The organism is Rufibacter sediminis (assembly GCF_014269285.1).
Taxonomy (GTDB): domain Bacteria; phylum Bacteroidota; class Bacteroidia; order Cytophagales; family Hymenobacteraceae; genus Nibribacter; species Nibribacter sediminis.
This window is the reverse complement of record NZ_JACOAF010000033.1, coordinates 54013-79050: the sequence shown is the minus strand read 5'-3', so window position 1 is coordinate 79050 and position 25038 is coordinate 54013. Positions and strand designations below refer to the sequence as shown.

The following is a 25038-nucleotide window of genomic DNA, read 5'->3' as shown; positions in this document are numbered from 1 at the left end:
GTTTGTCACTTTTCTCCTGGATGAGAAAAGTAACCAAAAGAATCATGAAGAAAAGAAACTCGCTGACGCTCAGACAGTCTTTTCTTCAGTAAAAGGTACCACCTCGCAGCCGTCCTATTTTTCATAGGGAGCGTTGGCCTCTGCTACTTGTAAAGTCACTGCATGCGTCTTCTCGTAACTAGGCTACGCATGCGGCCTAGTTACGAGAAGACGCAAGTTTCCGCATAGGTCTTGGGAGCCGCTGCAATGCCTGCATTGTCCTTTCGGACGGGTGGGTAGTTGAGCGAGCTTATTAGGCGCATGTTATTATCAGCCTGAACTGCTGCTTAACTGTCTTTTAACGCATGGCGGAATTCCCCTCCTGGGAGGGGTAGGGGTGGGTTGCGTTTAGGGCTTGTTTTCAGGAAACGAGGCAAAAACTAGTGGGGCTTCACGCCACGGGTCATTTCCCGTTTGCCGGGAGGGCCGGGGAGCGCTTCTACGGTAAAGCCTGCGGCTTTGAGGCTGCGCTTGAAGCTGCCTTTGGCGCAGTAGGTCACCAGGGTGCCGCCGGGGGCCAGGCAGTCGTACATTTTCTGGAAGATGGCATCGGTCCAGAGGTGGGGCTGCTTCTCCGGGGCAAAGGCATCGAAATAAATAAGGTCGTAGCTGTCCGGGGCGGGAGCGAAGGCTTCCAGGTCGGTTTCCAGTTTTCTGAGGGTAAAGCGGGGCGTGATGGTGGTTGGCTGCTCCCAGGCAGCGGCGTGCAGCGGACCGACATAATCCAGCAGTTCCGGGTTGAGGATGAACTTGTCGAACTGCAGTTGGGCGACTACTTCGGGGCTAAGCGGGTATTTTTCCAGGGTGTCATAGACCACCGTGGCGCCGGAAACCAGGGTGTGTTGGAGGGTGAGCAGCGCATTGAGGCCTGTGCCGAACCCAATTTCCAGCAGGCGCACCGTCGTTTGGCGTTCCAGGGTAGCTTCCAACCCCATTTTGATAAACACGTGCAAAGACTCCTGCAACGCCCCGTGCACCGAGTGGTAATGCTCGTTCAGCTCGGGCACGAAAAGGGTGGTGGAGCCGTCCTTCGTTTGTCTTACTTCCAGATTCATGGAGCAAATTAAGCATCTTGGGGGAATTAAGAACCAGGAAGTAAGACAATAGAAAGGAATCAGCGTCTGTTTTAGCCCTTTCTCCAGGAAACAGGCTTAAAACGGAGGCAAGCCTTGGGAATGCGGAGTGCCAGCATATTGGTGAAATGCTCCTACCTGCGCCAAAAGCAGCTTTTCCGTTTTAGCGCCAATATTCAGAAATCACCCCTACAACAGCGAAGAGCCTTTTGGGGAAAGGCTCTTCGGAGAAGATAGTTTAGGGTAAGATACAGGTATTGGTAACCACGAAATCAGAGCGATAGAAGTTCTGATGCTCGCGGTTCGCTTCTTTTAGTCAATGTAGCCCTCGTATTGGATGCTGTTCACCTTGCCTTTGGCCATGTGGAACCGGAGCCAGGAGTTGCGCTCCCAGTCGCAGACCTCCACCACGTTCTTCGACTCCTTGATGAAGAGTTTGTAGCCCATTAGTTTCTGCAGGAGTTCCTGGCGGGTGCAGCCTACTTTGATGCCGTTTCGTAGCGCCAGGTTAGGGCTCTTGATGTCGGCGTACGAAAGCAGGAACCGCTTGGTGTACATGGGGTAATACAGCTCCACGGTGCTGGAGTCAAAGTTGAGCTGGAAAAGGGTGTCTATGTAGCGGGCCTTGTGCTGGTTGGTGACCGTGTCCTTCAAGACTTCATAGGCCGTCCGGATATTGGCGGCATAGTGCTGTAACACCGGTTCCTCCATGGGCAGGAAAGGGTTGGCGATGAAGGAAGCCGCTTTGATGACCTCGGGGTTATCCTCGGCCATCATCTCCATCCGCTCATAGAACGCCTTCATGCGGGCGGTGTTGTCAAAGTTGGCGGCGTAGGTTGGTTTGGGAGCCGTTGACCTGGATTGGGTCGCTGCCCGGGCCACGCGGGGCGTATCTGGTTCCTGCTTGCTCTGGCAGCCACCATGCACCCCTATGGGGAGCAAACATAAAAGCACAATCAGCCGCCACATACCCGTATCAGAAATAAGCTAAGAAAAACAAGAGATTTGATCAGAATGGTAGTCTAATATACGGGAAATCCGGGTGCAAAGCTACACAGAAGTGCCACATTTTTAACCTATTTTACTGACCGATATACTACGGGATACCCCTATTCCGTTGTCTGAAATTTTACGCTTCTCAGAGCTATTCAATCAGAAAAGAAACCAACAGTTACGGGGCAGGCGATAGCCGTTTAGGAGCCGTTTTTACAAAAGCAGCCCCTAAACACGCTATTTTTTGAACCGGCCCTGGGAAGGGGGCCTTCCGGAGGACACGGCATCGTCTGATTCTTCGTGGGGTACTTCCCTTACTTCAATCCGGACGGAGTTATGATTAGGCGTGACGGGCTGCCCGTAGGTATCGGCGTACTCCTGGGTGATCTCGGCCCCAAAGAAAATGATCAGCGAAGAGTAGTACACCCAGGAAAGCAGAATCACCAGCGAGCCGGCCGCGCCGTAGGAACTGGTGAAATCGCTTCGGCCCAGGTACCAGCCAATCAGGTATTTGCCCAGCAAGAAGAGGAAAGCGGTAATGACGGCGCCCACCCACACATCGCGCCAGCGGATGATGGCGTCTGGCAGGTATTTAAAGATCAGGGCGAAAAGCAGCGAGACGAACCCCATGGACACGATGACATCCAGCAGGTAAATGAACACGACCGCAATGCCGGGCAGGAGGCGCTGCAGGTAATCGGTTAAAACCCCAATGATGGCGCTCACCACCAAGCTCACCAGCAACAGAAACGAAATGCTGAGGATCATCCCGAAGGACAGAATGCGGTCCATCACCAGCTTCATGATCCCGTTCTTGGCTTTGGTCTTCAGGTTCCAGACCTGGTTCAGCGACTCCTGCAGGGTCACAAAAATGGTGGTGCCGGCAAAAAACAGGGTACCTATCCCAATCCATGTGGCAATTGGGCTGGGGCCCTCCATGTGCAGTTTGGCAATCATGGTTTGGATTTCGCGGGCCGCGTCTTGCCCAACCAGCCCTTTGATCTGGGTGTACAGCTGATTGCTAACCGCATCCTCGCCAAAGAAATATCCGGCTGAGCGCAACACAATGAACAAAAGCGGCGGCAAAGAGAAAATGGTGTTATAGGAGAGGGCTGCCGCGAGCCGCAGTGAGTTGTTCTCCATGAACTCCGAAGCGGAATTCTTGACGAGCCCCAAGATTCCTTTTGCTGTATACTTACCCATTCGGTTGAAAGTCAATTGGTGAATTACATGAACCTACGGGAAGATGCGCCCAATTGTTGATCTAGGGCCCGAAAGGAGAGGTTTGCAGGATTGAATGACGCGTGAAGGTTGGCTGGTGAGATGGAAGGAAACCCGTTTCGCGGCCCTTTTCTAAAAACAGGCAGAAAACCGACTTCCCTTCCTCAAGCGGACTATAGGGCGTGCTTCCTTTCTTCCGGGACAAACCTGTTTAGCCTGCTGGTAATCTCCGATTTTTTCAATGACTCACTGAAAAGAAAGCGTCAACTGACCGGAGGCCAGGAAGTGGGTCTGGATGCCGGTGGGCGTCACCAGCAGGGTGTCTGGCTCTAACGTGAACGCCGCGCCGCGCAGGAAGAAACGCTCCTGCAACTGGTTTTCTTTTAGACCGGTCTGCAACGCCTCCCGGATGCTGGCCAGCTGGTCTTTCACCGGGAACTCCATCTGTTTCTCCAGCTGGTCTCTGAACCGGTTCTGCAGGAGCCATTGCGCGGTGGAAACCAGTTGGTCTTTGGTCTGGAGGGTGTATTCCAGGTGCTGCACTTTGATGCTTTGGGAGGCTGCGTCATAGTACGGCGTGGCCTGTAGCCACACTTTCCCGTTGAACTTCTTGGTGAGAAAGCCGGCCTTGGTCTGTCCGCTCACGTCCAGGGCCAGGAGAAGCTTGGTGCCTCGGCCGGCCAGGGTAATGTCATGGACGGTAAGCTGGTGCTTGCCTTCCTCAAAGCTGAAGCGCTGGTTTCTGAGTTCTTTCTGCAAAAGCAGGGTGAGATAGGCATAGGAGACATCGCTGGCGATGTTCAGCTGGGCCACGGGCGGAAGCGTGCGCGTAGGGCTGTAGTTGGGCAGGGCCGCCGTTTTGGCCGGAACCGGTTTCTGCCCCGAGAGCACTTTGATGAACGCGTCAATGCCTACCTGAAGACGCAGTTGGTTTTGCTGCAGCTCCAGCGGGGTGAGGCGCACGGCCTGCGGTTCAATGGAAAGCCAGGTGTTGTATTGATCGCTTAGCAGGAGTGGGGCCTGCAGCTGTTGCCAGGCTTGGGCCAGGTAAGTGGGCAGCGGCACGCGTCTTTGCAGCTCCTGGTCCAGTTGCTGCAGCATGGGGTTGAGCTGGGCCTTCAGCTTAGGTTCGATGAAGGGAGCCAGGTTTATCTTCAGCGGGCCCAAGGAGAGGGTCGGTTTGCGCGCTCCCCAGGCAAAGTCTCCGTTGGTGTAGCTTTTCAGGGAGTAGTCGGGTTGCAGTTGCAGGCGGCTCTCGGTGCGCACGGTTACCTCAAACTCGGTTTCCTCGGTCTTCTGGAGGCTTTTGCACAGCTCACAGGCGTTCCACTGCCATCGGCCTCTGGCCCAGATTTTGAGCGGGACCTCCATCATCAGCTTGCTGAACTCGGCGCGCATCTTCAGGGGACCGGCCTTGGTGACTTTGACCATCAGGTCATCGTCCTGCAGGTTGTCGTCCTGGTAAATGACACCGGTGAGCTGCTGGTTCAGCACTTCTTCCAGGGCCGCTACCGGAATGGTGATGGGCAGGGTGATGGTGGAAAGCTGCGGGGGCGGCAACGGCTGCGGGGTTGCGGTGGCGTCTGGCTCAGTGATATTGAACGACGTGGATTTCTGGCAGGCCGTGGGCCCGCATAACCACAGCAGCACGAAACAGAGAAAAAGAAAAGAACGCCCTCGCATGCAGTGTAAAAGTAATGCCGTGACAGAATCAAGTGGCCTTTTGAGGCTAGTTCTGCAAAAGTACAGCTAAAACGCGTTACTCCTTGGCGATTAGAAGCTGATCCAGAAATTCACGCACGTCTTCTTCTGAAGAAAGCAGGGCGCAGTTCCGCAGGGTGCCTTTGTAGTAGATGGCAAAGAACGGGGTGCCGGTCAGTTTCACCTCTTTGCTGGAGACGGGGTTTTCAGCCGCATCCATCTGCAGGAAAGTGACATCTTTATAGATGGGGCTTTCCGAAAAGTTCTTGAACGAAGGAGCTAACGCTTTGCAGATCAGGCAGTCGGCGTCAATGAACTTGACAATTACCCGCTCTTGCGCGAAGATAATGGAACGTAACTCGTTGTCAGAAGCAGTCTGGATGGCCATCATGGAATTAAAAATGGTGTAGCTAAGACTAACGAGGGAAATAGGCCAGAGGTTGATAAAAATACGGTTTTAGCAGCAGCCCCACCGCTAATCTTTCTGCAGAATCCACTCTTTGCGGGTGATGGGGGCTTGCCACAGAACGGTGCCCAGCTCCACGTCAGAGGAGAATTGAAGCTGGGGGAGGCAACGGGCTTCCACGCACAAAGCCACCTGTTTTTCCTGAAACGGCCAGGGCTGCACCCGCACCGTTCCGGTCTTGAGCTGCGTGACCTCGTAGCGGATCTGGTCAGGGCCGTTGCTGATCTCCAGGGCGCGTTCCATCTCGGGCAGCTCATTGCGGCAAAGAATCAGCGAGAAACGGTCACACCACTGCATGAAGTCATAGGCGTACTGGGTCTCGGCTTTGCTCACTTTCAGGCCCTGGCGCCATCTTTTCTGGTTGGTGAGTTGTTCGTCCAGAAAGGCATCCCACTCTTTTTTCTGGCCCCGCAGCTCCTCGTACAGGAAAGACAAATGCATGCTGGTGAGTAGGCTCCGCCATCGGCCCTGGAAACGGGCTTCCTTCAACACCTGCTGCGCCTGCTCCAGGCAAAACGGTAACTGCGTGAAATTGGCGGGTGCCCCGGCGGGCGTGAGCGCGTAGCGGCCCGTCAGGTCTTTCTGGCCATCGTCGTGCTGCGCGATGGCGGCCAGCGTCTGCATGAAATGGAGCGGCCTTTTTGCCTCCTGCCAGGCAAACCCTATCTCGGCGGCCAACAGGGCGTGCGCCTGCTGGAAGATGATCTCCCAACCTTTCTCATCCGGATTTACAATCATAGCGCCTGGCTCGTAAGAGATGCCGTCTTTCTAACTTGGGATCTGGCCGAAAGGTTACCGGCAGCTACCGCTGACGGGCGCATCACCGCACAGTTTCCATTTTAGGGCCGTTTTCCCAAAAAGAGGCTCTAAACCGATGGGCACTAAAAAGCCCGGCACTGAACACCAATGCCGGGCTTTCCAAAACGCTGAAGCTGCTTTCTAGAACACGAAACCTAAGCGCAGGCCGCTGTTCACGTTAGGGCCGAAGTTCAGGCGTCCGCGCTCCCCGTCAATGGTGGTGTTAGGGCCGGAATTTGGTTTTACCTTCACGTCTCCCTCTTTCTCATACTGGAAACCAAGGCCGAATTCCACGCCCAGGTACACGTGCCTGGCGAAGTAGAAATCTGCTCCGGCCACTGCCCGTAAGCCCATAGCGAAGTAGTTGCGGTTTGAGACGTTGTTGTTGCCGCCCCCGTTGGACCAGGCGCCTTCCACCTCGCCAAACGGGTTTTCCTCGTTGGCGAACAGCTTGGAGAAGCTGATCTCGCCGCCCACGTACGGCGACAGGCGATCTGTGCCCGCAAAGTGTTTCTCTATACCCGGGGCCAGGGAGATGAAAGTGGACGTGCGGCTGAAATCGTCGTTCAGATCTTCGTTCTCAGAACGCAGGGTGAACGAGGCGCGCAGGGCGGTGGTGGGGCTCAGGAAGTAGCGGCCCCGCAGCTGGTTCAAGCCTAAGTCAATGGTGCTGTTGTCTCCGGTTAGGCTCAGCTGCACCTCAGCGGTCACTTCTCCGGCGGCCGGTTTAATGCCGCCCGCGTCCTGGGCCGAGGCGGTGAACCCGATGGTAAGGCACAAAGCGGCGGCCGTAAAAATTTTCTTTAGCATAGTTTTAAAAATCAAGAATGGAATGAAGCAGCAATATTAGCGAAGCAACAGGTATTTGCCGCAGGTTTTCTGCGGAAGCCGAGTTGCAGAAACGGCAAATGGGTGGCCGTGAGACGGATAGTTTTCAGAGAGGTGCCGCTTGCGGTGCTTTGAGTTCTGGCTGTCTGTTCCTGGCCCGGCCCTAGCTCCTGGTATTGAACGGGCTGCTTTCTCTGAACCAGCCGTGTTTTCCAGCCGATTAAGCAAAAACACCCTAAAAGTAGCTTCTCGTTTTCAGGCTGATTTCATTAAAACACGCCCAAAACAGAACTCCCCGCCGCTGGTCAGGGGCAGGGAGTTGGTATAAGTCTGTCTGAAGAACAGATGAATTAGTTGTGGGTCCTTTTCAGGTGCAGGAGCATGTCATCGGTCATGGTGTGGAGGTCGTACTGTGGGTTCCAGCCCCAATCCTGGCGGGCGGCCAGGTCATCGATGCTCTGCGGCCACGAGTCCGCGATCTGCTGGCGGCTGTCCGGCTCGTAGCTGATGGTAAAGCTGGGGTAATGGCGCTGAATGCTGGCCGCAATCTCCTGCGGCGTAAAGCTCATGGCCGCCAGGTTGTAGGAGGACCGCACCTTCACCTGCTCGGCGGGCGCGTGCATCAGATCCAGGGTGGCTTTGAGGGCATCGGGCATGTACATCATGGGCAGGCGGGTGTTCTCGCTCAAGAAACATTTGTACGTGCCGGTGGCCAGGGCCTGGTGGTAAATGTCCACGGCGTAGTCGGTGGTGCCGCCGCCGGGCAGGGCTTTGTAGCCAATCAGGCCGGGGTAGCGCAGGCTGCGCACGTCCAGGCCGTATTTCTGGAAGTAGTATTCGCACCACCGCTCACCGGCCTGCTTGCTGATACCATACACGGTGTTGGGGTCCATGATGGTGTTCTGCGGCGTGTTCTCGCGGGGCGTGTTCGGCCCGAAAACCGCAATGGACGAGGGCCAGTAGACTTTCTCCACCTTCTGCTCCAGCGCAAAATCCAGCACGTTGAACAAGCCGTCCATGTTCAGGCGCCAGGCAAACTTGGGATTCTTCTCACCCGTAGCCGACAGGATGGCTGCCAGGTGGTAAATCTGCTTGAACTTGTAACGGGCGGCCAGATCAGAGAGGTGCTGCGGGGTGAGCACGTCCACAATCTCAAAGGGTCCCGTCTCGCGCAGATCGGCCTGTTTGGGGTACTGGATATCGGCGGCCACCACGTTGGCATCGCCGTATAACTTTCTCAGTTCAAGGGTGAGTTCAGAGCCCAACTGTCCGCAGGCGCCTATCACTAGAATGGCATTTTTTTGTTTTGTCATGCAGGTGCTGAATAGGAAAACAAATGTACGTTATTCATGCCGCTCCAAAAAATATGGGGGAGTGGGAAGGTTTTGTATCTTTGAAGACCTGGGCCGAGCGCCGAATAGGAGCAAACCCAGGCCTCAGTCGATGTTTCGGGCCTGTTTTCCTGAAACAACGCCTAAAACAACGCATAAAATAAGTAGCAAGTTGACCTAACCGATATGTACGAAACCTTAAAACCAGATTTAGAGCAGCAACTGGCCGAGATCAAAGCCAACGGTCTGTATAAAACCGAACGGATCATCACCACGCCGCAGCACGCCCAGATCAAAACCCAGCAAACCGGCGACGTGCTGAACTTCTGCGCCAACAACTACCTGGGGCTTTCGTCGCACCCGGCGGTGATTGAGGCCGCCAAGCGCGCCATTGACACCCACGGCTACGGCATGAGCTCAGTACGCTTCATCTGCGGCACCCAGGACATCCACAAAGAGCTGGAGCAGAAACTGGCCGAGTTCCTGGGCACCGAGGACACCATCCTGTACGCGGCGGCCTTTGACGCGAACGGCGGCGTATTTGAGCCTCTGTTCGACGAGCAGAGCGCCATCATCTCCGATGCCCTGAACCACGCCTCCATCATTGACGGCATCCGGTTATGCAAGGCGCAGCGCTACCGCTACGAGCACAACAACATGGCCGATCTGGAAGCCAAACTGCAAGCCGCGCAAGGCGCAAAGCACCGCATCATTGTGACAGACGGTTCTTTCTCCATGGACGGCACCATTGCCCAACTGGACAAAATCTGTGACCTCGCCGATCAGTACCAAGCTCTGGTGATGGTGGACGAGTGCCACTCCAGCGGTTTCATTGGCAAGACCGGCCGCGGGACGCATGAGTACAACAACGTGATGGGCCGCGTAGACATCATCACCGGCACCTTAGGCAAAGCCCTGGGCGGTGCCATGGGTGGTTTCACCTCGGGCCGCAAAGAGATCATTGACATGCTGCGCCAGCGCTCACGTCCGTACCTGTTCTCCAACTCCCTGGCCCCGGCCATTGTAGGTGCCTCGCTGGCGGTCCTGGAACTGCTGAGCTCCACCACCGAGCTGCGCGACCGTCTGGAGTGGAACACCAAATATTTCCGGGAGAACATGACAGCCGCCGGCTTTGACATCCGGCCGGGCGTGCACCCCATTGTGCCGGTAATGTTGTATGAGGCCACTTTGGCGCAGGAGTTTGCCGCCCGCATGCTGGAGAAAGGCATCTACGTAATTGGGTTCTATTTCCCGGTGGTAGCCAAAGGAGCGGCCCGCATTAGGGTGCAGCTTTCCGCGGAGCACACCAAAGAGCAGATTGACCGCGCCATCCAGGCGTTCACCGAAGTGGGCCGCGAGCTGGGTGTCTTGAAAAGCTAATCCGTTTTTCAAGTACTTTTCAGGAAATACCTCAAAAACGACCTGCCATTGATAAAGTGGCAGGTCGTTTTGTCTTTTACAAGCGGCTTTACTTGAACAAAGGCAGTTCGTTGTTTTGAAAGTCTTTGACAGAAAGGGCAGGAGAAGAAGAAAGTGGTTGTCTGTAAGGAAGTTATTCTGGCTGCCCGCTCGGTTGGGAGCTATCGTTTGAGTGAAATGCAATTCCAGGAGAATTGAAGAATTCTGTACTGTTTGGTAGTGAAGACCAGCGGTTTATTTCAGAGGATATTTTGGAAAATAGGCCCTGAAATAAACTGCTGGTGACCTGTCAAATGAAGAACCGAAAAGGTCGATTTCTATACGAGTTTAAAGTAAATAATTGTCTCTTCTCCTAAGGAAAATCAGTACGCAATTAAGCGAACAGTGCACTTGCGTTTCCCTCCTCTTGCCACTCAACTGAAGTAATAAAAGATTCCTAAGCGGAAGACGGCAGTGAGAGAAACCTAACAAGTGTTCGTGAGAGAAGCTTTTTCTTCTCTTGGAGAGAAGGGAAGAGGCACCTGAAAAGCCCTTGCCATATTCATTTCTCAACCCGCATGAATTAGCCCTGATTTTTGTGTTTTGGCAATAAATTAGAGAAAAGATGGGGAAACGTACTTTTGTAGGCGAGATATGGGAATTGTTTTAAGCTCTCTTGAAGAGAAGTGTCTAAAACAAAGGCAAACAGGTGTACTAGACTACCGGCCTTTCGCGTTTATATTATATAGCGAATTACGATATAATATCGTGGATTAGGTTGTCCGCAATGATATCATTCCCTACTTTTGCCGCATCGGCTAACAAGAAACACGTTCTTTGCTGTCATGGAAACCAGATACGTATGCCTGCCCATGCAGGGTAGCCGGCTCCTTTCCCGTTGGGAGGTAGGAGCAAACAAAAGAAAAATATAATAGAAAGTGGTCCCCCGGACTCAGATTAATGAAGGTATTATTTATTTATAGCAGATTATTTCATCCAATTTCCTACCCAGGTCTAGATAGAGAATTTCTTCCTGCTCTACCCCCCAGTAAAGATCCCTCTGCCTTTCTCCGCTTTCACCCGGTTACTCTTTCCCGTCTCCCCCATTGATTGAGTCAGAATAAAAAATTGATCCAGATTTAAAACAAGATACAGACAGATTGAATTATTAAAAATGACAGAAAGACAAAAAACAAAAACAACATGCAGGAAAAATTAGTGAGGATTGGCGTCTTCTATGACGGTAATTATTTCTTACAGGTCAGTAACTACTACGCGTACGGACATCAGCGTAAACGGAGAATTAGTATCTCTGGCCTTCATGAGTTCATTCGGGAGCAGGTGGCCGAGGAAGAGAATGTAGACCCACGCTTCTGCCGAATTGTGGATGCCCATTACTTCCGGGGCCGGCTGAATGCCTACGAAGCCAGCCAACGCGGCGATACCCTGTATTGGGACCGTGTGTTTGATGACATCCTGATGTCTGAGGGCGTGACTACCCATTACCTGCCGGTGCGGACTACGCCGGAGGGGTACAAGCAGGAGCGCGGCATAGACGTTTGGTTGGCATTGGAGGCCTTTGAACAAGCTTTTTACAAACGGTTTGATGTGTTGGTGCTGATCTCTTCAGACGGAGATTACGTGCCCATGGTACGCAAGGTGAACACCCTGGGTACCCGCGTAATGGCCTTGACCTGGGAGTTTGAGTACACCACTGACAACGGACAGCGGATGACCACGCGCCCTTCCCAGGATCTGTTGGCCGAGGTGACGTACCCCATGGCCATGCACGGCATTATCGATCAGCGCATCGGCCGGAACGACACCACCATCCAACGGTTGTTTGTGCAGCCAGACCAGAAGAGAAGTGCAGTTGTTCAGGAACAGGCAGGAGACTATGATGAGGATACGGAGCATCCTGAACCGGGCCACGGCGAAGGAGAGATCATGAGCCTGAAAAACGGCTACGGTTTCATCAAATTTCCGCCCAACAACCTGTTCTTCCACTTCACCAATGTGCTGGACACAGACTTCAATGAACTGCACGTAGGAGACCGCGTGGAGTTTGAGATTGAAAAAGACGATGAAGGCAATGACGTGGCCAAAAGCGTCAAACTTTTGGAGTAGCCTGACTAATTGCTCCGGAAAGAGTGTTCTCTGGCGGCCTGACTAACCACCAGGGGAAAAGTGTTCAGAAGTGGCCTGACTAACCGCTTTTGAAAGAGTGATCAAAAGTAGCCTGACTAGCTGCTCTTGAAAAAAGTACAGAAGCGTGACAAAGCTTCTGAAGACAACAACAAAGACAATATATCATAAGGGGGAGCCGAAAGGCTCCCCCTTTTTCTTTGGAACAGGTTCTTTCCCACACCGGGTGAAGGATACTTTTAGGCTTGTTTCAGAAAAGCAGGCTTAAAGCGGGTGCAAGGCCGTGGTTTGGTCTATGAAGAGAAAGGCATCATAGCGGCGGGGTAATATGGTGGGAACGTAGTTTCCTGACTCAGCGGCTGGGTTGTAGGTGACCCCAATGGCCCGGTGGCCGCGCCTTTCCATGGCTTGAGGTACGTCCTGCAGTTCCCGCAGGAGCAGAAGCATATTGTCCTGGGGATGCCGGTGCAGAATGTCTTCCCAGCTGTTGGTCTTGGCGGCGGGCACGTTCATCACCCGGGTGGCCTCGCCCCAGTTGTAGGAAGCCACCACCTGCCCCTGGTAAGAACCAAAGCCCACCAGGTAGACTCCCTGTGACGCATGTTCCTCCCGCAGCAACTGGCCAATGTTCACCGAGCCCGATGCCGCCATATCAGTATAGCGGGCGTCACCTACGTGCGTATTGTGCGCCCAGACAATGATTTTCGCCCCGTTGCCTCTCTGCGCCACCAGCCGGTTCACGGTTTCCTGCATGTGCCGGTCCCGCACGTTCCAGGAACCGGTGCTACTCCGCACCATCTGAACGTAATACCGTTCGGCGTTTACCGCTACTAGGGCATTCTGTTCAGCGTTGAAGGCCGCTTCGTGTTGGGCGGGCTGCCGGGCTCTAAACGACTGCACGGCTTCTAACAGCTTTTGTAACTGCGATGCGCAGGAAGTACCCTGGAGGGTGGCTTGCGCGTAGCGCTGCTCGTCCTGGTTATAAGGAGCCAGGCAGATTTGCGCCTCGCGGGCTAATTGAGCGATAGTTGGGTCGGCGGTGGCCATGTAGTTCTCCACTTCCTCCAGAGACTCCCAGAGGCTGTACACGTCCATGCCATAAAAACCTACTTTCTGGTTCTGCGGCAAAGATTGGTTGTGTTGCTTAAGCCATTCAGAAAAGGTAGCGACTTCCTGGTTCGCCCACATCCAGGTAGGCCACCGTCGGAACGACTGTACGGCCTGTTGAGTGGTGCCGCTTCCCTGCCCCTGAACGTACTGGTTCAAGGAATACGCCGCGGGCCAGTCGCCCTCTACCGCAATAAGGGTGAACCCTTTCTCCTGGATGAGTTTTTGGGTCAGGTTTGCCCGCCAGGTGTAGAACTCAGAGGTCCCGTGCGAGGCTTCCCCAATCAAGACATACTGGCTGTTACCGATCTCCTTCACCAGCAGATCCAGATCCCCCATGTCTTCCAGCGGGTACACTCCTTTGGTGAGAAAACCAGTTTCCTGCTCCAGCTGGTCCAGCGTGTCGTCGTTGGAGGAGCAGGAGTAAAGCCAAAAATTTAACACCAGCACCCAGATCAATCGTATTCTTCCCATGTCCTTCTCCCTCTTGGCTTTTAATGATAGGATATTGTTCCAGCGGTGGAATAGTCATAACAAGCTGATCTTATGCCCATTCCCCGAGTAAGCTTAAACGGACCGGCAAAAGCTTTGTCTTCTGAATTTCTACGGGATTTTACCGGTGAAAATACCCGAAATCCAGCTTCTACTGGAAGAAGGAGCGTGTTGGGATGGTGCTACTCTGCTCTAAAACAGACGGAGGCGGAAACTGGCAGCTTAAACCGGACTGGAACCCAGCGAGGCATCTGGCGGCGGCAAAATCTCGGCCATGGGCGGGAGCCAGTACGGAGTGCCGTACTTGGGGTTTAAGACCAGTTTGTTCCGCATCTCGTCCAGCGGACTTTCTTCGTGCAAGCGGTGCAATAGGTGCCAGGTAGCGGTGGCATCGGGCAGGGCGCGGTGCCAGCGGGTCAGCGGAATGCCATAGGCTTTGCACATGTCGGGGAGGCTGCGCGGTGACGGCTGGCGCAGGCGGCAAACTGATAGCGTGTCCAGAAACGGATGCTGCACCGGGCGCAGTTTCAGCCTTCGGTAAGTGCTGTAGAGAAACCCCAGGTCAAACGGGGCGTTGTGCGCCACCACGGTGCTGTCGCCAATGAACTCCTGGAGAATGGTGAAGGCCGCGCGCTCCTCCATGCCGTGGAGCAGGTCTGCCGGGGTGATGCCCGTGATGTCGGTGATCTTCTGGGGGAGTTCTCCCTTCAGCTTCACCAGGGTGTGGAACCGGCCCGTGATGGTGCCGTTGGCCCCTTTCACGGCCGCTATCTCAATAACCCGACCTTTGCTGCCGCTCACCCCGGTGGTCTCAAAATCCAGCGCTGTCACGTTGCTCAGAATAGGCGTGAGGTGTGGAAAAAGCGGAAGGAAAGGAGCGTCAGACATCGGAAAAAATGAGTAGCTTGTAGCACGTATACGCAAGAAGCACGCTGGGTTTTAAGGTCGATTTTCAAAAACTGGCCCAAAACAAGTTGTCGGCGATGCGGTTCTCAGCATAGATCAAGACACATTATATACAAAGCAAGCGTGGGTACTACTCAATACGATGCAGTGGTAGTCGGCTCGGGACCCAATGGGTTATCGGCGGCTATTGTGTTGCAACAGGCGGGGTTGGAGGTGCTGTTGATAGAAGGAAAAGACCAGCTAGGCGGCGGGTTGCGGTCGCAGGAACTGACCTTGCCGGGGTTTACGCACGATGTGTGCTCGGCCATCCATCCGCTGGCGGCCGGTTCTCCGTTTTTCAAGACCCTTCCCTTGCAGGAGCACGGCCTGGAGTTTGTCTATCCTCAGATTTCGGCGGCGCACCCGTTTGACGGCGGCCGGGCGGCCGCCCTCCACCTTTCTTTGGAGGACACGGCGCAGGCGCTGGGCCATGATCGGCAGGCGTACCTGAACCTGATGCAGCCGCTGGTCAAAAGCTGGCCCGGCTTAGCGCCGGATGTGTTAGGTCCGCTGCGCATTCCCAGGCACCCCATTGACATGGCCGCGTTCGGGCTGAACGCCCTGACCTCTGCTACGTTCCTGGCCAACAAGTTCAAGACGCAGGAGGCGCGGGGTTTGTGGGCCGGTATGGCAGCGCATTCCATTCAGCCGCTCTCTAACCTCACCACCTCGGCCATTGGGTTGGTGCTTATGGCGGTGGGTCACTTGCAGGGCTGGCCGGTGCCCAGAGGCGGTTCGCAGCAGATCGCCAATGCGCTGGCCTCTCACTTTGTGAGTCTGGGCGGAAAGATTGAAACCGGGAACTACATCACTTCGCTGAAACAACTGCCTCCGCACAAGGCCCTGCTGCTGGATGTGACCCCCAAACAACTGCTGGAGATAGCCGGCGAGAAGCTGTCGCCTTTTTATAAAGCGCAATTGCAGCGCTACCGCTACGGCATGGGCGTGTTCAAGATAGACTGGGCGCTGGATGGCCCGATTCCGTTTACCGCCCCCGAGTGCCGCCAGGCCGGAACCATCCACCTGGGGAATACGCTGGAGGAAATTGCAGCCTCAGAGAAACAATCCGCCAGCGGCGGTCATCCTAAGAAGCCGTTTGTGCTGCTGGCGCAGCAGAGCCTGTTTGATCACACCCGCGCCCCGCAGGGCAAGCACACCGCCTGGGCCTATTGTCACGTGCCCAACGGCTCTACAGTAGACATGACCGAGGCTATTGAGCGGCAGGTGGAGCGTTTCGCGCCCGGTTTCCGCGATCTGATCTTAAAACGACATACCCTGAACACCGCCCAGATGCAGGCCCACAACCCCAACTACATTGGTGGCGACATCAACGGCGGCATCATTGACCTGGGACAGCTGTACACGCGTCCGGTGGTGACCTTGTCTCCGTACCAGACCTCGGCCAAGGGAATTTACCTCTGCTCGTCGTCTACGCCGCCGGGGGGTGGGGTGCACGGCATGTGCGGATTCCATGCGGCCCGGCGCGCCCTGAAAGACGTGTTTCACTTACCGGCTCCTGTGTTGAAATAAGAACGCTGGCACCGCATAGGGGTAGAGCCTACTGGAACGGTCTTACTAATTCATGAAGGGAGAAAGTCCACCGGAAGCACCAGGTGCGGATGGTGGGCTTTATTCCTCTGCAAGCTGTTTCTGGCCTGTTTTCCCGAAATCAGCCTCAAAACGTACCTGCTTCCCCATCCCACAACACATCCCGGCATTCGCTTTCCCCTGATACTTAGCAGCAGCAAGCGAATGCCTTTTCTGTTTCTGGCCTCTTTTCGGGAAAACAGGCCAGAAACAGGAAAGGCATTTACTATTCTTTCAGGAGCAAGGCCGATGGCCTAGCAGGCGGTTAGTATTTCTCCATGCCCGGAGTAGGTTGCCAGTTAGACTTGGGCTCGAAGTGCTGCCACAGCGTTTTAGAAACGGCCCTGATGAGCGCGTAACCGGCATTGTTGTATTCCCAGCTTTCGTCTTTCTGGTTTTTGGTGATGATGCAGAACACGTAATCGCCGTGCGGCGCGTTGACCAGCACCACCTCGGAGCGGGACTCGTTCACCGCGCCTTGCTTGGAGGCTGTGTGCACGTACGGCGGAATCTGGCTCAGAGCCACGTCATCCACGTAAATGCGGCCCATGTTGCGGTACATGCGCTCACTGGCCGAAGGGCTGACAACTTTACCTTCCTTGATCATGGAAACCAAGGTCGCCATCTCGCGCGGGGTGGTCTGTCCCCACCCGTATTTCTCCCAGTTGGGTCTTCGGCCCGGGGTGCGGGAGTTCATGCGGGTGTTCGCGAAGCCGTTCTGTTCCAGCCAGGCATTGATGGCCGTGCCCGTGCCCGCCAACTGCTGGAGCCACAGGCTGGCCGTGTTGTCTGAGGTGGTGATGCTGAGCATCTGAATTTTGCCCAGAGCCACGGTAGAGCTATCCTTGAAGTTCCCCACGATGTCTTCGCCGGCATAATAGAGTGAGTCGCGGTAGCGGAGGATGGTTTTCGGGTCGATTTCGCCGCGTTCTATCTTGTGGAACATAGCCACCATGATGGGTACTTTGATCATGCTGGCGGTCGGGAAGAGCGTATCGGCGTTGATGGCTACCGTTTTTCCGGTTTTCAGGTTCTTTACGTAAATGCCGACCTCGCCCTGGAAGCCCTGGGTCAGGGTCTGTAGCTTTTGGGTCAGCTTGGCATCGATTTTCTCTTGGGCCGTTTTCTGAGCGAAAACCGGAGAGGTGAAGGAAAGCAGGAGCAGGAGGGAGAGGAGTTGAGGAAATCGCATGGTCATCTGGTTGATGCCCAAAAGATAGGGATTTCTCTTTATCCAACAGCTTTCCGGTGAAATAGCTAACAAGCATTTTAAGGCTAGTTTTTGGAAAGGGGCCTTAAAACAACGTTTGGCCTTGGAATATCAGGATGAATGTACCTTCCCGAGCAAGCTCAGGATGTCACATTTCTCTGGCGCGAGACTACTGTCTCGTGACAAAGGATGAAGCGAGTCTCCAGACTCGCCGGGAGCCACAAGCTGAGCTTTGTATGACGCTTTTCTGGTTTGCTTCCGTGACTTGCAGGAAAGTAAATTCGGGCCTTAGAATGCTCCGCAATGCGCAGGTCGCTGCTTTGGCAGCAAGGGTAGTCAGAGACTACCCGGCATCTGTAGGCACGAGTCAGAGACTCGCGCCAGCGTAAATTAGCTGCTTAGAATAGCTAATTTAGACGGAATTGCTAGATCAGAAAGTCAGAACTGAAGAGATCAGATGGAAGGCGCAAGCTGGAATTTGCGGTTAACGGAAGCGGAGAAGAACAATCAGCAATCGACAATCAACAATCAGCAATCAACAATTGAACAATCAGCAACCAACTAAGCGGCGGCTACTTTCTCTACGACCTTCGGCTCAATGTCAAAGAGGAAGTGGTTGAGTTTGGAGCGTAGGTCGGCGGCGGAGAGGTTGCGGAATACCTCGCCGTTGCGTACCAGGGAGATCTGGCCGGTTTCCTCGGAGACTACCAGTACCACACTGTCGGTGACTTCTGACAGACCGATGGCGGCGCGGTGGCGGAGGCCCATGGAGGCGGGCACGTCGTTGCTTTCGGTGACGGGCAGGATACAGCGTGCGGCTTTGATGCGGTTCCCCTGGATAATGACCGCGCCGTCGTGCAGGGGGCTGTTCTTGTTGAAGATGGAGATGAGCAGGCGTTTGCTCACGATGGCGTCAATGGCATCGCCGGACTCGGCGAAATAGCGCAGTTCTGAGCTGCGCGCAAACACGATCAGGGCGCCGGTGTTCTTGCCCGCCAGCGACTTGGCCGCCTCAATGAACGGCGTGATGGACAGCTTGTCGGCGTTTTCGGTGCGACGCCAAGGGAAGCCTTTGAAGAGCCGCTCGTTGTTGAACGCCGTCGTTTTCCCGATCATCAAAAGGAACCGCCTGATTTCGGGCTGAAATACGATAATGGCCGCCAAAACGCCCACGCCCATGAACTGGCCCAGAATGATGGTGAGCAGCTCCATGCCGGCGGCTTTCACCACCAGGTACAGGAGGTAAACGGACAGCAGACCTAAGAAGATCTTGAGGGCCACGCTTCCGGTCAGGAGTTTGTAGAGCTGGTACAAAAGCACCGTCACCAGCAGGACATCAATTATGTCCAGCCATTCTATGTCTAAAAACCCTATGGAAAACAGTGGAATCACGCCGTCAACATCTTTTTTACAATTTCAATAGAATGTACCGCCTCCTTCACGTCATGCACCCGCAGTATGTCTGCCCCGTTCAGTAACGCCAGGGTGTTAGCAACAATTGTGCCTGTCAGGGCCTCCTCAGGACCTACGTGCAGCGGTTTGTAGGTCATGGATTTGCGGGAAAGCCCAATCAATATCGGTAACTCAAATGCTTCCAGTTCTTTAAGGCGGCGCAGCAGCTCGTAATTCTGGTTCACATTTTTTGCGAAGCCAAAACCCGGGTCCAGCAGAATGTCTTTCACGCCGGCCGCCCGCAGCAGCGCCACCCGCTCGGCAAAGAAAGTGAACACTTCCTCCATCAGCCCCTGCTCGTACTGATTCAAAGAGGCCATGTTCTGCGGCGTGCCGCGCATGTGCATCAGGATATACGGAACTTCCAGTTTGCCCGCCGTGGCGAACATCTGCTGGTCTAAGGTGCCGCCGGAGACATCGTTGATGAGATGCGCCCCGCGCGCCACCGCCTCTTCCGCTACCCGGGCCCTGAAGGTGTCAATGGACAGCAAGGCCTCTGGAAATGCCTGGGAGAGCGCCTCTATATAGGGTAGTACGCGATTTAGCTCTTCCTGTTCCGAAACCTCGGGCGCCCCGGGTCGCGTAGAATACCCGCCAATGTCCAGGAACGTGGCTCCTTCCTGAAGCATCTTCTCGGCCTGCGCCAGCGCCTGCTCCAGGCCGGTCATCCGGCTGTTGGCGTAGAAGGAATCTGGCGTGACGTTGAGGATGCCCATCACCGCGGGGTGCTGCAGCGAGACCAACCGACCACCACAGTTGAGGGTGGTTTTTTTGCAAAAAAGTGTATCTTTCGCGTTCAATTGGCCTATTTTCATTTCCTATAAAAGTAAAGCGAAAAACTTGATTCACCAAACCGCCCAGGAGTACAACCGCGTGATAGAAGCATGCCAGCGCCTGTTTCTGCAGAAGACCCAGGACTATGGCACCGCCTGGCGCATTCTCCGGCTGCCCTCCATCACCGACCAGATTTTTATCAAGGCGCAGCGCATCCGCTCCATCCAGGAGAAAGGCACGCAGAAGATCCAGGACGATATCGCCTCTGAGTTTGTGGCCATCGTGAACTACTGCGTCATCGCGCTCATGCAGGAGCAGTTGCTGGCGCAGGGCGAGGTGGAGCAAGCCTTGCCGGTGGAGCAGGTGCGGGGGCTGTACCAGGAGGAAATCAGGAAAACGCAGGCCTTGCAGGAAGACAAGAACCATGACTACGGCGAGGCCTGGCGCAGCATGCGCGTGGAGTCCATGACCGATCTGATTCTGATGAAAATCTACCGCACCAAACAGATTGAAGACAATGCCGGCCACACGCTGGTCTCTGAAGGCGTGGAAGCGAACTACCGTGACATGCTCAACTATGCCGTTTTCTGCCTCATTAAACTAAACTATCCAAATCATGGCACTCCGTCTGCTTAGTCGTTTCGCGTGGATAGTGGTGGGCGGGTTGTTCATCTTCTCGGGCCTGATCAAACTGAATGATCCGGTGGGCACTGCTATCAAACTGGAAGAGTACTTTGAGGTATTCTCCACGGATTTCTCCTCGGTGTTTCTTTCGTTCAAGCCGTTTGCGCTGTACCTCTCCATCTTTCTGAGTACGCTGGAAGTGGTGCTGGGCGTGGCCCTGCTGGTGCGCTGGAAACTGAACACCGTGCTGTGGCTGCTCTTTGCCCTGATTGTGTTCTTCACGTTTCTCACGTTCTACTCGGCGTACTTCAACAAAGTCACCGACTGCGGCTGCTTTGGTGATGCCATCAAGCTCACGCCCTGGGAGTCGTTCACCAAAGACATCATCTTGCTGGTGCTCATTGTGGTGCTGCTATTCACTCAACGGCATCTGCTCTCTCTGGGCCAGATGAACCGGGGCGTGACGGGCACCATTGTGCTGGTGTCGCTGCTTTTCTCTCTGGGCGTTAGTATCTATGCCTACCGCAATGAGCCGTTCCTGGATTTCAGGGCATACCGTCTGGGTGCCAACATCCCGAAACTCATGAAGCCCTCGGCCCCGCTGCGCTACCAGTACGTGATGGAGAAAAACGGGCAGGAAACCACTTTCGAGAACTACCCCACCGATACCACCTACAAATTCAAGAAGATGGTGCCGCTCAACCCCGAGGATGGCCCCAAAATCACGGACTTCAACATCTGGAATGATCAGGGCGATTTCACCCAGGAGATGTTCCTGGGCAACCGGCTCCTGATTCTGGTGAAAGACGTGAGCAAGGCCGACCGCGACAGCTTCCAGGAGATCAATGCCCTGTTGGCGGGGCTGGAGAAAGATCAAACGCCCAAAATAGTGCCGGTGGTCATCACCTCCAGCAGCAGCCAGGAGTTTGACGTGTTCCGTCACGAGGTGAACTTGTCCGCGCCGTACTTCTTCGCCGATGCGACCGTCCTGAAAACCATGATCCGCTCCAACCCGGGCTTGCTGCTGTTCAGGAATGGCGTAGTGGTGGGCAAATGGCATTACAACAACACGCCAACTCTGCAGGAGGTACAGGCAGCAGTTCAATAATAACTGAAAAACAGGCGGGCAATGGAAACCCGTTTTCCGCCTGTTTTTCAGAAAAGAGCCTGAAAATAAGCAGCGCACGAAATAACCCTTCCCTTTCTTCACTCACAGGCAAATGACTTTCTCCCGTCAAGGCACCATGCCCTCAAAGATCTTTCTGGTAGGAATGCCGGGTTGCGGGAAATCAACCGTGGGGAAGGTGCTGGCGGAGCAGTTGGCGTATCGGTTTCTGGATCTGGATACTCTCATTGAGGAGCAGGAAGGTTTAACTGTGCCGCAGGTGTTTGAGCAGCGGGGACAAACCTATTTCCGGGAGGCCGAAGCCAAGGCGCTGCGCCAGGTCGCAAACCGGACTGAGAACCTGGTGCTGGCCACCGGTGGCGGGGCGCCCTGCTTCTGTGGGAACATGGCCTTTATGGTTTCCCAGGGTTTTCCCATTTATCTTTCCCTTTCGCCGGAGAAATTAGTGGCCAGATTGACGGCGCAGGATTTGCAGGCGCGGCCTCTGCTGCGGGATAAAAGCCCGGCGGAGCTGCTGCGGTATCTATCTGATACTGTGTCTCAACGGGAGAAATTCTACCTGCAGGCTGCTGGGGTGGTGCCAGCGGGCGAAGGCTCTGTGCCGGAGGTGGCCCAAAAGATAACCCAGTTTTTACGCACTTCCTGAGGCCTGTTAGGTACCGGTTCTGTATAATTTTGATTATTTTTGCACGTTTCACAGTAAGAAACGTTTCATTTAATTTTCACTGACTATGAAACCGAATCATAAAGGTTCTGCGACTCTTTTCAAGAATCCGGTGCTGGAGCGTCTTACCCACACCCATATTGCCATTCCAATTTCCATCTTTCTAGTCATTGCTACTGGTCTGCTGATTTACGGTTTCACGTACGGATTTCTGGATGTGCTCTCGGCGGTAGGGTTGTTCCTGGCCGGTTGGCTGATTTTCTCTTTGGTAGAGTACATGGCTCACCGGTACATCTTCCACATGGAGCCCACCAATGAGTTCAAGAAGAACATCCAGTACACGTTCCACGGCAATCACCATGATTACCCCAAAGACAAGACCCGCTTGGCTATGCCGCCCATTGTGAGTCTGTTTATCGCCTCGTTTTTCTTTTTCGTGTTTAAACTGATTTTCGGGTCCATGGTTTTCGGCATCGTGGCTGGCTTCCTGTTCGGGTATGCGTTATATCTGTTCGTGCACTACGCCGTGCATGCCTACGCTCCGCCTAAGAACTTCCTGAAGCAGCTCTGGATTCACCACAGTATCCACCACTACAAAGACCCGGAGAAAGCATACGGCGTTTCTTCGCCGCTCTGGGACTGGATCCTGGGCACCATGCCAGAACGCAAAAGATAGACTCAGCTTGCCACAAAAAAGAAAAGGCCACCCGCAAAGGTGGCCTTCTCTTTTTTTCCTGTTTTCAGAAAAACACGAAGAAAACAGCGTTATCTCCTGATCTTTCTGAGAAGCCACATGATCAGGAAGATCACCAGCACGATGATGATGACCGCCGTCCACATACCGGCTTTGAAGATGTCGCCAATCATTTCACAGCTGGAAAGCGTCACGGTGATGAGGAGCATGAACGCAAAAAAGTATGCTTGTAAATTTTTCATATCGGTATATTTTTATCAGGTATAAAGGATTGGTTTACATATAAAACCATTTGCTATCTGATTACTCTGTTTTGTACAAAAAGGTTGAACGCGCACGCAAACAGCCTCTGATTTCTTTGTAATGCGGGTGGGGAATGACCGAAAAACATCTTCCAGCCTGATGAGCTTAGCAGGACTACCTCCTGTGATATAGAAGAGATAATTTGGGGCAATTTGCCCTGTTGCTCAAGCGCTTGTTTCTGCTTTGCCACTTCTTAGGCAGAGAGCCGTGCACAATTATAAAACCTGTTTTAAGGGCGTTTTCTGTAAACGAGGCCTAAAATGTTACGCTACCTATTAGCGTAGCAGACAGGATTGTTTCAGCGGGATTTTGATGGAAAGAGGCCTAAAACAAGAGAGCCCGTCTTGCTGGAAGACGGGCTCTCTTGTTTGGAGCGATATTGGAACTCTTTATTTCAAGGCGATTGGATCTGGCTTTCCGTCTGGATCGCTGGTTACCAAACCCTGGGAGTTTACTTTTCCGCCGGTGAGGGCCAGAATACCCGCTACGTGCGGAGCGGCATAGGATGTTCCGTTGCCATTCACGTATCCACTGCCTTTCCAGGTAGTTTTGATGTTCGTGCCTGGGGCGGCATACTTCACAGAAGCGCCGTAGTTGGAAGTAGCATTGAATTTGCCGTTAGAGTCCATGTTGGAAACCACAAATACATTGGGGGCAACTACACGTGCCGGAGAATCGTTTTTGCAGTCAATGTAGCTATTACCGGAGGCAACCACTACAAACATGCCTTTGGCCGCTACTTTCTTCACCAGGTCATCTAACATGGTAGAGGCAGCTACGCGTAAGCTCATGTTCACCACATCGCCCGCTTTGCCGTTGGTATATGCATAATTTAAGGCTGTGTAGATGCGGGTAAGGGTGCCGGCACCGGCATTGTCAAATACACGCAGCGCCACGATGGTGGCATTGGCAGCGACACCTACTACGCCTACTGAATTGTTTTTAGCCCCGATGATGCCTGCTACACCAGTTCCGTGGCCGTAACCATCTTCCCACGAAGCATCGCCGGAAATGAAAGATTTGCTGCGTACTTTGTCAACGTTCAGGTCTGGATGGCTGGATTGTACGCCTGAGTCAATTACCCAAACAGTTTTACCGGTACCATCTCCGTATCCCACGCGAGCTACTCCCCACGGGATCGTTTGAGAAGAGATAGTAGTGGAAGTGGTGGTTTCTGAGGAAAGGCTGGCGGCGGCATCTCCGAGCATTATGGTTTGCTCTGGTTCAACGTAGGCCACGTTGTCATCCTGCTTCAATTGCTGTACCTCTTCTTTGCTGAGGCTACCGGTAAAGCCGTTGGATGAGCCCTCCAGCATGTCATTCACCCGATCACGTATGCCTAATCTCTGAAGTAAACGGTCTCTTAGTTCCTGTCTGGAAGCAGCGCTGCTGTTCTTCATTACTACAATGTACTTGCCCTCTACAGTTTTAGAGGAAGTGGCAGCGGGTGCCGGCGCAGTAGCCGTTTCTTCTAAAAGCTCATCTTTCTGACAGCCAGCCATGGAAAATACAGAGGCAAGAGCAAAGAAAGATACTGCTTTTTTGAAATTAGTTGATCGCATAGTCAATCGTTTTGAGTTAAAGACAGTTTGCAATGTAACCAAGTGTTACACTATACCGTAACCGCGCCCTTTTGCTTATGGTTCATTGCGGTTTAATAAAAATGTATCCACTTGCCTTTTCATGACCTGAAATGAGCCTCTTCTGAAGGCCAGTTTTAGGACAGATTAATTTCCTGTACTTAGCCATTAGTCGTGTTGTTGGTTTGATAATTCGTTCGTTTTTAAATGCTTATATAAGAAATTGCGCTTGTGCTATCTTGGTTGAAAGTTAGTTGTAAGAGGAGGTTTTCTGAAGGTCTGAGATAGATAGCTTTTATTGTTGGTTATTGCTGAGTTGGCATGTATGCTTGGCTAAAGATAAGTGCCTAGCCTCGTTCCTGCATTAAGTGAAACACGCGTCCCAGGTACGAGGTAGATAGCCTCAGGCATAGCTTGGAACTTCTTGTATGTGATAAGTTGCCTCCTAATTCATTGAATTGACTGATCTTGTCGAAAGTAGTTATGT

The 25038-nt window shown here is 53.7% G+C and carries 22 protein-coding genes; 7 read left to right on the top strand and 15 right to left on the bottom strand.

Translation table 11 applies throughout. From position 1 onward, the window contains the following. Positions 1-419 precede the first annotated feature (419 nt). The 8 genes from mnmD to H7U12_RS14890 form a co-directional block, all read right to left on the bottom strand. Positions 420-1094 (bottom strand): tRNA (5-methylaminomethyl-2-thiouridine)(34)-methyltransferase MnmD, encoded by a 675-nt coding sequence (gene mnmD, locus H7U12_RS14925; protein WP_186639408.1) that lies wholly within the window; start codon positions 1092-1094, stop codon positions 420-422. A 330-nt stretch (positions 1095-1424) separates the two neighbouring features. Continuing rightward, positions 1425-2081 (bottom strand): hypothetical protein, encoded by a 657-nt coding sequence (locus tag H7U12_RS14920; RefSeq protein ID WP_186639406.1) that lies wholly within the window; start codon positions 2079-2081, stop codon positions 1425-1427. Between the two features lie 261 nt (positions 2082-2342). Further along, positions 2343-3308: a YihY/virulence factor BrkB family protein gene (locus H7U12_RS14915; protein WP_186639404.1), complete on the bottom strand. Its 966-nt coding sequence runs from the start codon at positions 3306-3308 to the stop codon at positions 2343-2345. Between the two features lie 264 nt (positions 3309-3572). Further along, complete coding sequence (locus H7U12_RS14910; protein WP_186639402.1) at positions 3573-5009, bottom strand: DUF4403 family protein; 1437 nt, start codon at positions 5007-5009, stop codon at positions 3573-3575. A 76-nt stretch (positions 5010-5085) separates the two neighbouring features. Next, entirely contained in the window at positions 5086-5418 is a 333-nt protein-coding gene (locus tag H7U12_RS14905) for a thioredoxin family protein (protein WP_241749425.1), read from the bottom strand. An 84-nt stretch (positions 5419-5502) separates the two neighbouring features. After that, a complete protein-coding gene (locus tag H7U12_RS14900) occupies positions 5503-6231 on the bottom strand; it encodes a DUF3891 family protein (protein WP_186639400.1) in 729 nt (242 codons plus the stop codon). Positions 6232-6432: 201 nt separating this feature from the next. Further along, positions 6433-7101, bottom strand: coding sequence for an outer membrane beta-barrel protein (locus H7U12_RS14895; protein WP_186639398.1), 669 nt, complete (start codon positions 7099-7101; stop codon positions 6433-6435). Between the two features lie 368 nt (positions 7102-7469). Further along, positions 7470-8432: an NAD-dependent epimerase/dehydratase family protein gene (locus tag H7U12_RS14890; RefSeq protein WP_186639397.1), complete on the bottom strand. Its 963-nt coding sequence runs from the start codon at positions 8430-8432 to the stop codon at positions 7470-7472. A gap of 204 nt (positions 8433-8636) precedes the next feature. On the opposite strand from H7U12_RS14890, the gene kbl reads away from it, so the two are divergent. Continuing rightward, the gene (kbl, locus tag H7U12_RS14885; protein ID WP_186639395.1) at positions 8637-9830 is read left to right on the top strand and encodes a glycine C-acetyltransferase; all 1194 of its coding nucleotides are present in this window, start codon (positions 8637-8639) and stop codon (positions 9828-9830) included. 1221 nt (positions 9831-11051) lie between these two features. Further along, a complete protein-coding gene (locus tag H7U12_RS14880) occupies positions 11052-11975 on the top strand; it encodes an NYN domain-containing protein (RefSeq protein ID WP_186639393.1) in 924 nt (307 codons plus the stop codon). Positions 11976-12257: 282 nt separating this feature from the next. Here H7U12_RS14880 and H7U12_RS14875 read toward each other — a convergent pair whose 3' ends face one another. Both H7U12_RS14875 and H7U12_RS14870 read right to left on the bottom strand, forming a co-directional pair. Continuing rightward, complete coding sequence (locus tag H7U12_RS14875) at positions 12258-13574, bottom strand: erythromycin esterase family protein (RefSeq protein WP_186639391.1); 1317 nt, start codon at positions 13572-13574, stop codon at positions 12258-12260. 240 nt (positions 13575-13814) lie between these two features. Beyond that, positions 13815-14480, bottom strand: a complete 666-nt coding sequence (locus tag H7U12_RS14870) for a 3'-5' exonuclease (protein ID WP_186639389.1) — start codon at positions 14478-14480, stop codon at positions 13815-13817. Positions 14481-14621: 141 nt separating this feature from the next. Here H7U12_RS14870 and H7U12_RS14865 point away from each other — a divergent pair, with 141 nt between their 5' ends. Further along, the gene (locus H7U12_RS14865; protein WP_186639387.1) at positions 14622-16067 is read left to right on the top strand and encodes a phytoene desaturase family protein; all 1446 of its coding nucleotides are present in this window, start codon (positions 14622-14624) and stop codon (positions 16065-16067) included. Between the two features lie 322 nt (positions 16068-16389). On the opposite strand, the gene H7U12_RS14860 is transcribed toward H7U12_RS14865, so the two are convergent. The 3 genes from H7U12_RS14860 to folP form a co-directional block, all read right to left on the bottom strand. Next, on the bottom strand, positions 16390-17316 hold the full coding sequence (locus H7U12_RS14860; protein WP_186639385.1) for a serine hydrolase: 927 nt from the start codon (positions 17314-17316) through the stop codon (positions 16390-16392). A 579-nt stretch (positions 17317-17895) separates the two neighbouring features. Then, entirely contained in the window at positions 17896-18726 is an 831-nt protein-coding gene (cdaA, locus tag H7U12_RS14855; RefSeq protein ID WP_186639383.1) for a diadenylate cyclase CdaA, read from the bottom strand. Then, positions 18723-19601 carry a dihydropteroate synthase gene (gene folP / locus H7U12_RS14850; RefSeq protein ID WP_206683934.1) on the bottom strand — a complete coding sequence of 293 codons (879 nt, stop codon included), beginning with the start codon at positions 19599-19601 and terminating at the stop codon, positions 18723-18725. The genes cdaA and folP overlap by 4 nt, the downstream gene beginning before the upstream one ends. Before the next feature lie 25 nt (positions 19602-19626). Between folP and H7U12_RS14845 the strand changes: the two genes are divergently transcribed. The 4 genes from H7U12_RS14845 (at position 19627) to H7U12_RS14830 (ending at position 22650) form a co-directional block, all read left to right on the top strand. Then, positions 19627-20196, top strand: coding sequence for a DUF1599 domain-containing protein (locus H7U12_RS14845; RefSeq protein WP_186639381.1), 570 nt, complete (start codon positions 19627-19629; stop codon positions 20194-20196). After that, the gene (locus H7U12_RS14840) at positions 20177-21292 is read left to right on the top strand and encodes a BT_3928 family protein (RefSeq protein ID WP_186639379.1); all 1116 of its coding nucleotides are present in this window, start codon (positions 20177-20179) and stop codon (positions 21290-21292) included. The genes H7U12_RS14845 and H7U12_RS14840 overlap by 20 nt, the downstream gene beginning before the upstream one ends. A 136-nt stretch (positions 21293-21428) precedes the next feature. Further along, positions 21429-21956 carry a shikimate kinase gene (locus tag H7U12_RS14835; protein ID WP_186639377.1) on the top strand — a complete coding sequence of 176 codons (528 nt, stop codon included), beginning with the start codon at positions 21429-21431 and terminating at the stop codon, positions 21954-21956. A gap of 85 nt (positions 21957-22041) precedes the next feature. Further along, a complete protein-coding gene (locus H7U12_RS14830) occupies positions 22042-22650 on the top strand; it encodes a sterol desaturase family protein (RefSeq protein ID WP_186639375.1) in 609 nt (202 codons plus the stop codon). Between the two features lie 89 nt (positions 22651-22739). Here the strand turns inward: H7U12_RS14830 and H7U12_RS14825 are convergent, their stop codons facing one another. After that, positions 22740-22910 carry a hypothetical protein gene (locus H7U12_RS14825; RefSeq protein WP_186639373.1) on the bottom strand — a complete coding sequence of 57 codons (171 nt, stop codon included), beginning with the start codon at positions 22908-22910 and terminating at the stop codon, positions 22740-22742. A 450-nt stretch (positions 22911-23360) separates the two neighbouring features. Beyond that, entirely contained in the window at positions 23361-24533 is a 1173-nt protein-coding gene (locus H7U12_RS14820; RefSeq protein ID WP_186639371.1) for a S8 family serine peptidase, read from the bottom strand. Between the last annotated feature and the right edge of the window lie 505 nt (positions 24534-25038).